The sequence below is a fragment of the Streptococcus parasanguinis genome, assembly GCF_001074805.1.
GTDB lineage: Bacteria > Bacillota > Bacilli > Lactobacillales > Streptococcaceae > Streptococcus > Streptococcus parasanguinis_A.
Map to the genome: position 1 here is coordinate 1 of NZ_JUPI01000043.1, position 14356 is coordinate 14356.

The following is a 14356-nucleotide window of genomic DNA, read 5'->3' on the forward strand; positions in this document are numbered from 1 at the left end:
GGTTGAGTGGGCTCTACTACGCTGATTTTATCAGCTTTTACAGCCCTACTCAACTGTGCGGAGCTGGGACGACGAAATCGAATTCTAACGAATTACCAATTTCTGTCCCACTCTCTTTATTTCATATAAATCATCCCTGTACAGGCTTGCTCTGAAAGTTCGACAAAGCCTAGTGACTGGTAAAAGGCTAGATTTTTCTCGCTACGTTCAGTGGCAAGAAGCCGTTGATAGACAGTAGGGAAGGTCGCTAAAGCCTCTGTTAAGAGTCTCCTTCCGATACCTTGACGCTGGTAATCTGGTCTTACCAAAAGGTCCTGCACAAAAATAACCGAGTAGCCATCACCTACCAAGCGAATGTAGGCGACGAGCTCTTTCTCATCATAGACGGCCAACTGCCAGAGACTGGCTTTGACAGCTTGTTCCAGCATAGTTGGGTTGTTGGTATAATTAGTCCATCCGACCGAGCTGTAGAGTGCGAGTAGGTCTGTCATCGCTGGAATTTCTTTTTTATAATCTAACATCTTAACTCCTTTTTAACCTATAGTGCTGGAAGAAGGCGATATCCCGGTAAGGGGACTCTTGGCAAACGGCCAGCTCCATCTTGAGCATAGACTCTCGCCAGCCTTCTTGGCCCTTGAAGCGATTGTCCTGCAAGGCATAAAAGAATCGGATCCCTTGGTAATCCTGAACTTCAAGGGCTAAGTCTTCTACTGCTGCACCGAGATCATAGGCCTGGGCCAAACCCATGGAGTGGGTTTCCAGGTCTTGACCTGCTAGGAGATCAAGGGCCTTTTGAGTATCATTTTCAAAGACGACTGTCTGCAGGACGCGGCCAACTTCATTGTGCTTGACGATAGAGAGCAGGCCTCCTGGTTTCAAGAGACGAGTGAATGCCTTTAGAACCACCTTGCGATCCTCCACATACTCCAAGACATTGTGGCAGAGAATGACATCAAAACTGGCATCTTCAAAGCTCTCTATCTGGTCCAGACTCCCGACGAGTTGCTGGTAGGGACGGTCCTGGGCCCGCAAGGCCACCATTTCCTCATTGGGTTCCACAGCAAGGACTTGATTGTCTTGCGCCAGGTGGTTGGCTACAAGGCCAAAACCACTGCCGAAATCAAGCACTCGCTTCCCATTGATGTCCTGTAATTGTTCAAAAAGGATATCATAATAGATCTGTCCCCAGGGTTGCCGAAGGTTTTCTAAATAGGCTTGAATATTTGCGGCCATCGATCTCCTCCTATTTGAAATTGAACATCTTGCTAGCTATCTTATCCGAGATGCGTGGGAAAAGGGTATAGAGCTTGTGGGTCAGGTTCAAAAGCCAAGGAAGATTGAGCTCACGTTTTGGTTTTCCAAAGTTTTTAACAATCTTCTTAGCCACAAAGTCTGGTTCCAAAATGTAGCGATCCACAGCTTTGACATAGCTTCCGTCTGGGTCTGCCTGATCAAAGAAAGTGGTCCGGATGGGGCCTGGATTAACCGTCGTCACATGGACACCAAAAGGCATGAGTTCCAACCGCAGGGCATTGGAGAAGCCAATGGCCGCAAACTTAGTCGCCGAATAAAGGCTGGATTTGGCTGTTGCGACGAGACCTGCCATGCTGACAATGTTAACGATGTGCCCCTTGCCTGCTTCCTTCATGTGCGCACCCATCAAGCGTGAAAGCTGCATGAGGGCAAAGGTATTGACTTCAAACATCTCTCGCACCTGCTGGTCAGAAATGCGATCAAAATCCTCAAAAATCCCATAGCCTGCATTATTGACCAAGATATCGATCTGTCCATAGCGCTGATAGAGCTCTTCTACCAAATCTTGGACGGCTAAGGAATCAGTGATATCGATCCCGATGCATTCAGCTTGAGGATGACTGGCATAGAGCTTTTCCATTTTTTCTTGATTTCTACCTAGGAGAATCAGCCGATCTTCAGAAAGGAGCTTGACCATTTCTTGGGCCAAGCCTCCACTTGCTCCTGTTATGAGAATGGTTCGCATCTTAGATCTCCACTTCTTCCAAATCTTTGACGACATAGACATTTTCAAAAATGCTGGACGCATCCTTGCGCAATTGGCTGATGTCTTTTGATAAGAAGCGAGCACTAATATGGTTCAAAAGAAGACGCTTGGCTCCAGCTTCACGCGCTACTTCTGCCGCCTGCATATTGGTCGAGTGACCGTGTTTCTTAGCAATCTTCTCATCGCCCTTGCCATAGGTAGACTCATGGACCAAGACATCCGCATTGACTCCAAGGCGGACGCTGGCATCCGTCTTTCTGGTATCTCCGAGGATCGTGATAATCTTACCAGGCCGAGGGGCTGAAATATAATCCGCTGCAATGATCTTAGTCCCATCTTCCAGGGTGACATCTTGGCCATTTTTAACCTGACCAAAGAGCGGCCCAAAGGGAACACCCGCTGCCTTCAGCTTATCTGCGTCCAGTGTTCCTTCGAGGTCTTTTTGCATGATCCGGTAACCCACGCAGAAAATGGTGTGGTCCAAAGCCTCCGCATAAACCGTAAATTTATCGGTTTCTAAAATCTTGCCCAGAGAATGTTCATCGAATTCATGAAAATGAATGCGGTAAGGCAGGCGAGAGCCTGATACGCGAAGACTAGTCATCACAAAGGATTTGATGCCTACTGGACCATAGATATCCAAATCCGTCTGCTCTTCATTGGCCTGAAAGGCCCGACTAGAGAGGAATCCTGGCAAACCAAAAATATGGTCTCCGTGTAGGTGAGTGATAAAGATCTTGCTAACCTTTCGCGGACGAATAGTCGTTTCTAAAATTTGATTCTGTGTCGCTTCGCCACAATCAAAGAGCCAGACTTCATTGATCTCGTCCAGCAATTTGAGCGCTAGGCTCGATACATTACGGGCTTTTGAGGGTTGCCCAGCTCCCGTTCCTAAAAATTGAATGTCCATTGTCTACTTTCTATCTATATAAATCATGGCCGTCCGGTTCTCTGAACGGAAAGAAAGGTTGCCTGGGTAGGCTTGCGCTAACTCGAGGAGCTCTTCTTGGTTATATCCTGACAGTTTCAAGCGTCCATCTTCCAAGGTCATCAAGTCAGTCAGAGCTGAGAGGGCTTCTGTTTTTGTGACCACTTCTGGGCCGGCCTCTTGCAGACAGATCTTGCCATCTTTTTCAAAGACCAAACAATGTGGAAAGATCTCTGCAATTTCGAATAAAATCGAAGGGGCGATTTCCTCTGCTGGATGTTCAGCAAAGACACAGGCTAACACTTCATTTACGTAAGCCAAGCCATAAGACTTCCCTGATAAGTTGAGGCGGATAAAAGGCTTCCGTTCATCAAAGCTTTGCTGAACTGTGAATAAGTCAAATGCCCGGCTCAAGTCCAAGAAATAATCCATGGCCTCCTTGGGGCTCTTCTTTTGATAGAGCTCAGCGAAATAAGCGTTAATCACACTTGGCGGAGGTGTAATCACACGGAGACGCAATTCCTCAGGGATCGTGCTTAAAAGATTGGTCAGATAGACTCGATCGAGACTGGTATAGCCTCCATATTTTATTGCTAAATCAACGTAATCCGTCATAAAATTCTTCCAACTTCCACTTATTTTTCTCTGCGATATAGCCTTGAATGACCTCGACATCCTCTTCAAATTCGCGCTGGTCAATGATCGCTACTGTTTCTAGATCATGTGTCTGATAAGATTTTGAAAAGGGAACGCGAATGGTAAAGGGAACAAAGAGTTCTCTCAGTTTTTCTAGAAGCAAAGCCTGGAGATCTTCACGGGCTGTCTCAGAGCGCGCTGAAATCAAGCTAAAAGGTGTCTGGGTTGGTGTAAAGTCTGCTACTTTATCTGCTTTGTTGTAAAGCGTCAAGCGAGGAATCTCCAACATATCCAGGTCCTTCATGATCGAAAGCACCGTCTTTTCATGCTCTTCATGATTGGGATCAGACGCATCGATGACATGGACCAGGAGGTCTACATTCTTACTTTCTTCCAAGGTCGACTTAAAGCTTGATACCAACTCTGTTGGTAGATCTTGGATAAAGCCAACCGTATCGGTCAGCGTCACTTGCAGATTGCCTGTTAGATGGATGCTCTTGGTTGTGGCATCTAAGGTCGCAAAGAGTTCATCGGCTTCATACTGGCTCTTACTGGTCAGCTGATTCATAATGGTCGACTTTCCTGCATTGGTATAGCCGATCAGACCAATCTTAAAGACAGGTGATTCCAAGCGTTTTTCACGAAGGGTTTCCCGGTTCTTTTCAACTACCTTAAGCTGGCGCTCGATATCGGTGATTTGATTGCGAACGCTCCGGCGGTTCAACTCCAACTGACTTTCCCCTGGTCCACGAGATCCAATTCCCCCGGCCTGACGGCTGAGCATGATCCCTTGACCGACAAGACGTGGCAAGAGGTACTTGAGCTGGGCCAAGTGCACCTGCAACTTCCCTTCATGACTCCTAGCCCGCATGGCAAAGATATCTAGAATCAGCTGCATCCGGTCAATGACCTTAACCCCAAGGATTTCTTCTAAATTGACATTTTGCCGGGGCGTCAGGCGGTTATTGACCACCACGGTCGTAATCTCATCTGCTTCGACCATCTGAGCAATTTCTTCTAGTTTTCCTGAGCCGACAAAGGTCTTGGTATCGTATTTCTCCCGCTTTTGTGTGTAGGAGCCCCGGACATCTCCACCAGCTGTTTTAGCCAGGCTCGCCAACTCCTCCATAGACATGTCAAAATTGTCCATGCCTTGAAGTTCCACACCGACCAAAAGGATGCGTTCTTGTTTTTTTTCTGTTTCAATCATGCTGTAAAAACTCCTTTACATCTGCAAGAACCTGCTCCTTGAAACGGGGGGCAGAAATGGCGTAAAAGGTCACTTCCATTCGATTTCGAAACCAGGTCAGCTGCCGTTTGGCAAAACGACGCGTATTGCGCTTGAGAATCTCACTGGCTTCTTCAAGGCTTTGCTCCCCCTTAAAGTAGGGAAAGAGTTCCTTGTAGCCAATCCCTTTACTAGCTTGCACATCTGGATAATGGTCATAGAGCCAGCGAGCTTCATCCAGTAAGCCCTCCTCTAGCATGCGATCTACTCGACGATTGATGCGATCATAGATCAAGGAGCGTTCATCATCTAGACAGATCAGATAGGGTTCATAGTCCGTCTCTTCGTTTGCTAGGTCTTTCCCAAAATGCGCAATTTCAAGTGCCCGCATGGCCCGACGACGATTGAGCTGAGGAATCACAAGTCCTTGCTCCGTCACCCTTTGGTACAAGTCTTTATCCGAAAGCAAGTCCAATTGAGCCCGATAGGCCAGAATCTCTTCATGGGGAACCTCACCACCAAGATGATAGCCTTCGAGAAGACTTTGGATGTAGAGGCCCGTCCCACCTGCAATGATGGGGAGCTTGCCTCGGGCTGTGATATTCTCAATCGCAGTCTTAGCTTCTCTTACAAAATCAAAAGCCGAGTAAGACTCGGTCACCTCCCGCACATCGATCAAATGATGGGGAGCCGCAGCTTGCTCTTCTGGTGTCGCCTTGGCAGTTCCAATATCCAGCTTGCGATAGACTTGCTGACTATCGCCACTGATGATTTCACCATTGAGGGCTTGCGCCAAATCGATCGCAAGAGCTGTTTTTCCAACCGCGGTCGGTCCCACAATCACAATTATCTTGGTTTTCATCGTTTTTCCTTGCAAAATTCACGTTTTTTCGTTACCATATATTATAACATAAATATTTAAAGTTCAGAAAAGGAGAAATTCTCATGGCTAAAGGATTTGGTAAAGGTTTTGTTACTGGTGTTGCTGGTACAGTTGCTGCTGTCGCAGGTGCAGTTTACACATTCAAGAAAAAAGTAATCGAGCCTGAAGAACAAAAAGCAGCTTTCATCGAAGAAAACCGCAAAAAAGCAGCACGTCGTCGTGTCTCACACTAATCCAACAAAAAGCCCCGGGAAACCGGAGCTTTTTTGTGTCTATTCGATGCTTTTACATTTTAATAAGTCAGTTGAAATGTCCAATGAATTAGTCAAGTAATCCTACAATACACTTTGTCATTTATATATTTTTCTTTCCGCAGTGACAAAAGTACCTGAAACAGAATCTGTTTCAGGTACTCGGAATTATTGAGACCCTAGGCTCAATAATTAGCTATGGAACTTCGTAGAAGTTCGCTAGTGTCCGTCGTCACCTAGGGAAAGATAAAATATAAAGAATGATTTCACCGTTCTTTGATCATTTTCGTTGCGATCTCCAAGAGCTCCACTCCCATCTGAAAGTGCTCGTCTAACAAATCATAGACGGCATCTTCAGACAAGACACCACAAGGAAGATCGGCTGGAAAATCAGCTTGATTGGACAAGTCCAAGTCGTCAAAATAGGCCTGACTACTATAATAATTGCGCAGTTGGATATAGCTCTCTTGATGCTCTTTTAGTCTATCCACTGCTTTTTTTGTATCTTCCAAAGTCTTAGCATAGTCATTCAAATAACCTTCCATCCTTTGGATGCGTTCAATTTTTTCCTTTGCAATTGTCATGTGTTACTCCACTTTCACTACTTCTAGATGAGGGCCACCTAAAAGTACCAGGTATTTTTCAACGTGCTCTTGGCCATAGGAACGGCGAAGAGCTTCTGCATAGAGATCGAGCTGATCTCGGTAGCGTTCGACCAATTGGCTAGGGAACTTATAGTGATCTGTCTTGTAGTCAAAGAGAAGGATCCGATCTTCTAGCACCAAATAACCATCCAAGATCCCCCGCACGACAAAGTCCTCACCACTAGCTGGATCTTTCTTCAGCATGGCAAAGGGAGCTTCGCGACGGACTCGAGAGGCTTCTTTTTGAAGCAAGGTCCCCAAAGGCGTCTCATAGAAAGCAAGGATGGCCTCTAGCTTGATGCGGGCTTTGACCGCTGGCTCTGCTTGAACTTGCTCCAAGGCTTGATGCAGCGTATCCAACTTGATTTCTTCTTCAAGAGGCACGCGCTGCATGAGTTCATGGACGGCACTACCGACCTGGGCTCCTGTCACGGCCTTTTCTTGACCAAAAGTTGGCAGCTCAAACTCAGGCGTCACAGTCTTTGCATCCATAATTTGGACGCCATTGGCATCCATGACCGGTTCGTAGAATTTCTTGATCTGACTTGGAGTACGGACACTTGGCAAATGAATGGCCGGAGCATAGAGCTGATTGAGCCGATCAACATTTTCCAAGATATCCAAGGCCCGACGAATATCCTCTGACTGACGGACATCCTTGAGCTGATCAAGCCGGGAATCCTTCTCCTTCTCTAGTGGTTCCAACTGGTCTGGTGTCAGGTCTTCATCTGTCACAAAACGCGTGTCATAGGCCAGGGTATTCTTGGTAAACACATCTTGAATAGCAAAGAGCCAGTCCTGATAAGAGGTCCATTCTTTTCGCTTCTCTGGATCCAATTTGCCATTGCGACTAGTCCCCCAATCAGTATCACGCAGTTTGTCCTCCCGGACTTTTCCGACAAGATAGAGCTTGAGCTCAGCCCGTGTCATGGCGACATACAGAAGACGCATCTGCTCAGAAATCGTGGCCAATTTTGTTTCTTCCACGTTCCGTTGGTAGCAAGGCGTTTCGATCTGCAGGCGAATGGATTCTGGAGCAGCTGGATTCTCTGTCTCAACCGGCAGGTTCGCAACATATTTAAAGCCAATCCCTTTTTGACGACTGAGGATAATCGGTCCCGATTGATCCTTGCGGTTAAAGGCCTTGTCCATATTGAGAATAAAGACATACTTGAATTCCAGCCCCTTACTCTTATGGACGGTCATGAGCTGGACGGCATCTTTTGGTGCTGCAAGGGGAACGCTGGCCAAATCGTGTTCATTTTCGATCACCTTGTCGATCATGGCAATGAAGCGCGACAAACCCTTAAAGCTGGCCTTCTCATAATCATTGGCCCGAAGCGTCAAGGCATAGAGGTTGGCCTGGCGCTGGGTCCCATTTGGAAGGGCGCCGACATAGTCATAGTAATAGCGATCCTCATAGATTTTCCAAAGCAAATCATAGAGCGAATGGGTCTTAGCAGCAGCCCGCCAAGTAGATAAAACCTTGAGGAAGTTCTCGATTTTAGCTGAGAGCTTGGCATCAATCAGATTTGCATGCTCTGCAGTCTTTTCAAGGGCTAACTGGACCTTGTGGTAGAAAGCCATTTGCTTTTGCTCTGGAAGGGTCTGCAAGGAAATCCGTGCCAATTCATCTTCATCAAAGTCAAACATGGGTGATTTCATGAGAGCAACCAAGGGATAATCATGCAAGGGATTGTTAATGGTCCGCAAGGTATCCAACATGACCATCACTTCCAGTGACTCAAGATAATGCGCCTGTCCGCTATCTGCCACAATCGGAATATGGTACTGGTCAAAAGCTTCCAGAATCGCATCATTTCGCGTTCGAGTCGCAGTCAAGAGCGTGATCTCTTTAAAGGGCACTTTTTCTACCCGATGGAGACGTAAAATTTCTTTGATGACCAGGAGAATTTCTCCCTTGGAAATCGTCTCGACTCCAAGAGGAGCTTCCTCGTCTTCGGTCTTTTCTTCCTGGTCTTGGGAGCCATCATAAAGCAAAAATTCTGCCCGATGTTGTGGCAAGGCCATCCGCTGCTTGTCGCTTCCTGCGACCAGATAGTGGGTTTGATTGTAGTCAATCTCGCCCACCTCTTCGTCCATCAAATGGCGAAAGACATCATTGGTCGCGTCCAATACCTCCACATGACTCCGGAAATTTTCCTTGAGGAGGATCAACCGCCCTTTCGCCCCTTCTTCTTGGTAGGCTTTAAATTTATCATTGAAAATCTGTGGATCTGCCTGACGGAAGCGATAAATGGATTGCTTGATATCTCCCACCATGAAGCGATTGTGGCCCTTTGACAGCAAATCCAACATCCGCTCTTGGGTGTGGTTGGTATCCTGGTACTCATCGACCATGACCTCATGATAGCGCTCTTGATAGGCTTGTCTCACCTCTGGGAATTGCTCTAAAATTTGAATCGCAAAATGACTGATATCCCCAAATTCATAAGCTTTTTCTTGGATTTTTCGCTCCAGATAAGCGCGAGCAAAGTCTCTGATAAAATCCCGAAGCAAGGAGAGCATGGGGCCTTCTTCTTGGTGGAAGGTTTGTTGAAATTCCAGCTGATAGAGCTGATTTCCCAAATCTCTGAGGCGATTGATATGTATGGTTTTATCCTGGTTATAGGCTGTGACTAACTCTTTCAACTCTTCCTTACGGGCTCTGTTGGTCAAGGCCCCCCCATTTGAAGCCCTGCTAATCGCCACGACCGCCTTTAGGACAGAAGTCAGTTGCTCTTTATTGGTGCGACCTGTCAGGCTTCCAATCTGATCGAGCACCTCTTGCACAGCTTCCAAATATTTGGCCTTGCCAAATGCTTGGCCCTCATTGGACAAATGAAAGGCAAAAAAGCTTTCTGCCTCATAAAGGGCCTGCTGGATGCTCTCCATCAGATCGCCTTCAACCTGTTCAAAATCAGTCTCCTCATAACCTTTTAGGAAATGCTCCTCCAGCCATTTCTCCGGATCACTGGTTGACTGAAGAAAGTCATAGATCTGATAGACCTGTTCTTTAAACAAGGTTAAATTTTTGCGCTGCCCCGTGAAATTCTTGACCATCTGCACAAAGGCTTCTTGGTTTTCCCCCTGGTAATAGCGGTCAAAAACAGCTTGAAAGACTTCATTTTGTAAGAGGCGTTGCTCACTAGCGTTTTGTAAAATGCGAAACTGAGGCGCCAACCCAAGCAAATAGCCATAGCGCGTTAGGACCTTTTGGGTAAAAGAGTCCATGGTTCCGATATCGCTGGTGGCGACATCTGCGATTTGACGGGCCAGGTGTTGCTTGAGCTCTGGGTCATCGCTCGCTTGCAGGGCTTTTCCAAGTTCACTTTCCAAACGCTCCTTGAGCTCCCCTGCTGCCTTGACCGTAAAGGTCGAGATAAAGAGCTCCTTAATCGAGATGCCTCGCTGGATCTGATCCAGTATCCTTTGCACCATGACAAAGGTCTTTCCTGATCCAGCAGAGGCCGACACCAAGATATTGGTCCCCGAACTATAGATGGCATCGATCTGTTCTGGTGTCCGCTTTTGCTCTTTGGTAGAAGCTGCCTCTTGGTCCTGAAGGGCCTTGATTTCTTCTCTTGTCAAAAATGCTTGTTTGATCATTTGTTCAAGACCTCCTTCATCTTCTCGATCCAAGCGGCTTTCACCTTTTCACCGCGTATGCCTTTTTGGTCTAGTTTGGTCAAGAACCGTGCCTGACCCAGGTGACGATCGGCTTCAAATCCTGTGATGGATTTAAACTGCTCCACATATGGTGCGATATTGCGCCCATTTTCACTATAGGGATTGATGGCAAATTGCCCCTTGAGGATCCCTTCTGCTGCTGTTTTATAGAGATAAGCGTTGTACAAGAGAAGCAAGTCCAGTTCTTCCTTACTCAGCATCATGGCCTTGTTTTTGTCATAGGCCTCGCCCAGATAAGGTGCCTGATCTACCATAAAGAGCCCCTTGTACTGTTGACTTTTCATGGTTTGGTTGATGGCATCCTCTACTGTCTTGGTCTTTTTCAGATCCACTAGGGGATCTCCCATTTCCAAATACATAGCTCCGAAAATCCCCTGCTCCTCTTTGTATTCCTTCAAATCCTGAATCGCAGAGAGATAGGTCGGCAATTGAGAATTCAGTCCATTAAAGAACTTGTCATAGTGGAACTGCGTCAGACTGGACTTATAGTCCACGACTCCGAGGGCTCCCCGATCCCTCAATTGATCAATGCGGTCCACCTTGCCTCGTAGCTGCAGGAGACGGCCATCGGACAATGGATAAGAGGTGTGGGTGCTCCCCCCAAAGAGGGTCTCCTCACCGATGGTCTCGATCCCATTTTGCTGGGCGAGGACACGCCCCGTTGTTTTCGCGGTATCAAGAAGCAAGTTGCGAATAAACTCGGTCTCTCCATTTTCTCCATACAATTGCTGGAACTCTGCTTCCTGAGTCGTTTCTCGAATCGCCTCGTTTAAACGCCGATCAAACGCTTGATCGGAGCTATCTTTTAAGACTTTTTCAAAGATCCGGTGTAAGAAATTCCCATGACTGCGGGCGTCTGGCCGGATGGTTTCGTCTTCTTGTAAGCCCAAGACATAACGCAGATAAAAGGCATACTGGTGCTTGTAGTATTCATTCAAAGCAGAAGCGGATAAGGTCAAGGCTTTGCCCTCTGGATAGAGCGCTTGAAGCGTATCCGACTGAAGCTGACGGCTCTTTAATTCCGTTGAAATCTGAGGAATCTGGATGCCTTCAGCGGCTAATTTCTTGCGCAAGACCCGTACGGCCACACCCCAAAAGCTGGCTTCTTCAGGAGACAACTCACTCGTAATTTCTTCTTGATGGAGTTCGATCACGCGCGCTAAAAGGGCCCGGTAGGTCCCAATGTCATCACTCGAAGCTTGGGCTTGTTTGGTTGTCCACTCGATGGCAATGGGCTCCTTGGCCAATTCTACAAGGTAAGGAGAGACACTATCTTCCATTTCATTGACCAAGCTGGGGGCCGATAAGACAAGTTGGTTGGTCGCCGCATTGAGGAGCGAAACCGCCACAAAGCGATTTTTCTTGAGATTTTCGCTGGTCACCACCTGGAGCTCTGCTTCTTCTTGGGTGGCCTCATTGAGCTGCTGGCGCTCTTCTTCACTGAGTAGAGAGGTGTTCTGAGCAATCTTTGGAAAACGCTCCTGGGTTAGCCCGATCGCATAGACATAAGGTGCTGTCAAGGGTTCAATCAGGTCATAGGACTGAACCGTCACCACATCGACCGTAGCAGGAACTGTCCGGTATTGAGACAATTGCATCCCCGATAAGAGAAGGGCCAAAAAGTCATCTACGGTCAGCTCTTGGTCCTCAAAGACCAGGTTCAACTCCTCTAAGACATGGAGAAAGGCCTTCCAGACCTGGTCATAGCGCTCCTGCTCCTCCAAGGCTAGATCCTTGATCAAAGCTTGGAGATTCTGAGAAAGCTGGGCCTCTTGCAGAAACTCTGTAAAGGTGGTTAAGAGTTGGGTCACCTTTTGTTTGCGCTGTGAAAAGAAAGGGACTAGAGGTTCTACGACGCGTTCTCGGAGAGTATTAAGCTTTTCCAAATTAAACTTGCCCTGACGATTGCTAGTAAAAGGCTTGTGAAATTTTGTAGCACCCTTTACTTCCGCAAAGCGAAGGTATTGCTCAAAAGCATCGACTTCTGCTTGCGTCAGATCACTATACAGACCCGTTTTCAATAGATTGATGACATCTTCTGTCTGGTAATTGAACTGTTTGATCCGCCCTAGCGATTCAATGACCTGAATCAAGGGATGGTGGACCATAGCTTCACTTCGTCCCAAGTAAAAGGGGATCTGATACTGATCAAAAATGGTCTTGAGTTGCAGTTGATAAGCTTCCACATCGCCTAACAAGACCCGAATATCCCGATAGCGGGCCCCATCATGAAGACGCTGACGGATGGATTTAGCAACAAATTCCAACTCTTCTTTTTGTGTATTGGTTTGCCAGAGTTGGACCGCTGTTCGATCTTGGTCCTCCAGCTCATTTTCCACTTGTGAAAAATCGTAGCGCGCTTCTAGCATGCGGGTAATGCGACTAAAAGAGTCTTCGAGTGCTTGCCCACAATACTGAGGCTGTACCTCAAAAGTCTTTGCCAGCTGAAGGAGAAAGTCAACACTGGCTTGGTAAAGATTGCCCTCTCTAAAGCTTGCCCGATAGGCTTTTTCACTGGCATAGACTCCGATGACAATCTCCACTCCTTTTCGGTGAAGGAGACTGATCAAGGCCTCTTCTTCTGCAGAAAAACGCGTGAAGCCATCGACAACGATCGCCACATCCTGTAATTGCTCTTCCAGCTGCCCTTCTTCAACCTGATTGAGGAAAAAGGCCATCTTGGACTGGGATTCATACTGGTGCTGGACCAGCATCTCAGAGACCGCTTCAAAAATCGCCAAGAGGTCCTCTCTTTTTTCAGCTTCCTCGAGCAACTCCAAATCGGTAAAATCCATCTGGGCTGTCTGCAATTCATGATAGAGCTGGACCAGTTGCTGGATAAACTGAGGATCCTTGCGCAGGGCCCCGTAAGCTTTGAGATCCTGCTCCTTCATCTGGGAAAGAGCTTTAAAAAATAGCATGCCGAGACCGATATCATCCAAGGGTTGCTCCTCAAAGACCTGGTTCAGGATGAAATAACGGGCCATTTGGGCAAAGCGCGTGATGGTAATGGCAAAAGAAGCCTGACCTTCTAAATAGGACAAGACCTTGGCTTCTTTTTCAAAGGAAAGAGAGTTGGGCGCAATGTAAAACACACGCTTGCCCTGTTCTACTAACCCTACGGCTTCTTGTGTCAGGACCTGGGTCAAGGGGGTCCGAACATCCGTATAGAGTAATTTCATCCGATCCGTTCTCCTTTTGGCATTTTCTTGAGAGCTTGTTATCTTCTTATTATATCATTTTCACAGGAGGGACTAAAGCAAGAAGTCATGCTCCTCTAGGCCCAATATTAGGAGATTTATGCTACAATAAAAGTTGAAGAGACAGAAAGGATACCACCTATGACCAGCATTTATGATTTTTCTTTAGAAAACCAACAAGGAGAGGAGATTCCCCTTTCCCACTACCAAGGCAAGGTCCTCATCGTGGTCAATACAGCAACAGGCTGTGGCTTGACCCCGCAATACCAAGGACTTCAAGATCTCTACCTGCGCTACAAGGAAAAAGGACTGGAAATCCTGGACATCCCCTGCAACCAATTCATGGGGCAGGCACCAGGAACGGCAGAAGAAATCAGTAGCTTCTGTAGCCTCAACTACCAGACCACCTTCCCACGATTCACTAAAGCCAAGGTTAATGGTAAAGAAGCCCTTCCTCTATATGACTGGCTCAAAAGCCAAGCAGCTGGGCCACTGGGCAAACGCATCGAATGGAACTTCGCAAAATTTGTCATCGACCGACAAGGCCAAGTCGCCCAACGCTTCTCCTCCAAAACAGAACCAGCTGCCATGGAAGACTTGATCCAAGACTTACTTGAGAAATAAGCAAAAAGCTTGAAAGTGAAGTCAGGCTTTTTGATGAATGGCTATTTATTTTCGAGACTTTCCGCTGTGAGAAAAGTGCCTGAAACAATAACGTTTCAGGCACTCAGGAATTTTGAGAGTAAAACAGTTTGGGAAACTGTTTTAGCCTGAGCCCAGAAATTAAAGAGCGAAGGGGCTCAATAATTAGTCATGGAACTTCCTGGATTGCTGAAATCATCCACTGGATAATTTCACCTAACGTCCGTACTCACC

The 14356-nt window shown here is 47.0% G+C and carries 12 protein-coding genes; 2 read left to right on the forward strand and 10 right to left on the reverse strand.

All coding sequences use genetic code 11. From position 1 onward, the window contains the following. Positions 1 to 116 precede the first annotated feature (116 nt). From ADI76_RS03005 to miaA, 7 genes are read right to left on the reverse strand one after another with little or no spacing between them, the layout of a single operon-like run. Entirely contained in the window at positions 117 to 521 is a 405-nt protein-coding gene (locus ADI76_RS03005; protein WP_049475311.1) for a GNAT family N-acetyltransferase, read from the reverse strand. Between the two features lies 1 nt (position 522). Then, on the reverse strand, positions 523 to 1233 hold the full coding sequence (locus ADI76_RS03010) for a class I SAM-dependent methyltransferase (protein ID WP_049514711.1): 711 nt from the start codon (positions 1231 to 1233) through the stop codon (positions 523 to 525). A 10-nt stretch (positions 1234 to 1243) separates the two neighbouring features. Further along, complete coding sequence (locus tag ADI76_RS03015) at positions 1244 to 1999, reverse strand: SDR family NAD(P)-dependent oxidoreductase (protein ID WP_049514712.1); 756 nt, start codon at positions 1997 to 1999, stop codon at positions 1244 to 1246. 1 nt (position 2000) lies between these two features. Continuing rightward, positions 2001 to 2930 carry a ribonuclease Z gene (gene rnz, locus ADI76_RS03020; RefSeq protein WP_003011107.1) on the reverse strand — a complete coding sequence of 310 codons (930 nt, stop codon included), beginning with the start codon at positions 2928 to 2930 and terminating at the stop codon, positions 2001 to 2003. A 3-nt stretch (positions 2931 to 2933) separates the two neighbouring features. Further along, positions 2934 to 3563, reverse strand: a complete 630-nt coding sequence (locus tag ADI76_RS03025; protein ID WP_049514713.1) for a cystathionine beta-lyase — start codon at positions 3561 to 3563, stop codon at positions 2934 to 2936. Then, entirely contained in the window at positions 3547 to 4794 is a 1248-nt protein-coding gene (gene hflX, locus ADI76_RS03030) for a GTPase HflX (RefSeq protein WP_049514714.1), read from the reverse strand. The genes ADI76_RS03025 and hflX overlap by 17 nt, the downstream gene beginning before the upstream one ends. After that, positions 4787 to 5674 carry a tRNA (adenosine(37)-N6)-dimethylallyltransferase MiaA gene (gene miaA / locus ADI76_RS03035; protein WP_049514715.1) on the reverse strand — a complete coding sequence of 296 codons (888 nt, stop codon included), beginning with the start codon at positions 5672 to 5674 and terminating at the stop codon, positions 4787 to 4789. Before miaA ends, hflX begins: the two co-directional genes overlap by 8 nt. Before the next feature lie 83 nt (positions 5675 to 5757). On the opposite strand from miaA, the gene ADI76_RS10735 reads away from it, so the two are divergent. Continuing rightward, positions 5758 to 5928, forward strand: a complete 171-nt coding sequence (locus ADI76_RS10735; protein ID WP_003002781.1) for a DUF3042 family protein — start codon at positions 5758 to 5760, stop codon at positions 5926 to 5928. Positions 5929 to 6212: 284 nt separating this feature from the next. On the opposite strand, the gene ADI76_RS03040 is transcribed toward ADI76_RS10735, so the two are convergent. From ADI76_RS03040 to rexB, 3 genes are read right to left on the reverse strand one after another with little or no spacing between them, the layout of a single operon-like run. Further along, complete coding sequence (locus ADI76_RS03040) at positions 6213 to 6530, reverse strand: DUF4298 domain-containing protein (protein ID WP_049514716.1); 318 nt, start codon at positions 6528 to 6530, stop codon at positions 6213 to 6215. 3 nt (positions 6531 to 6533) lie between these two features. Continuing rightward, on the reverse strand, positions 6534 to 10199 hold the full coding sequence (gene addA / locus ADI76_RS03045; RefSeq protein ID WP_049514719.1) for a helicase-exonuclease AddAB subunit AddA: 3666 nt from the start codon (positions 10197 to 10199) through the stop codon (positions 6534 to 6536). After that, entirely contained in the window at positions 10196 to 13462 is a 3267-nt protein-coding gene (gene rexB / locus ADI76_RS03050) for an ATP-dependent nuclease subunit B (protein WP_049514717.1), read from the reverse strand. The genes addA and rexB overlap by 4 nt, the downstream gene beginning before the upstream one ends. A 159-nt stretch (positions 13463 to 13621) precedes the next feature. Here rexB and ADI76_RS03055 point away from each other — a divergent pair, with 159 nt between their 5' ends. Continuing rightward, complete coding sequence (locus ADI76_RS03055) at positions 13622 to 14104, forward strand: glutathione peroxidase (protein ID WP_049514718.1); 483 nt, start codon at positions 13622 to 13624, stop codon at positions 14102 to 14104. The last annotated feature ends 252 nt before the right edge of the window (positions 14105 to 14356 follow it).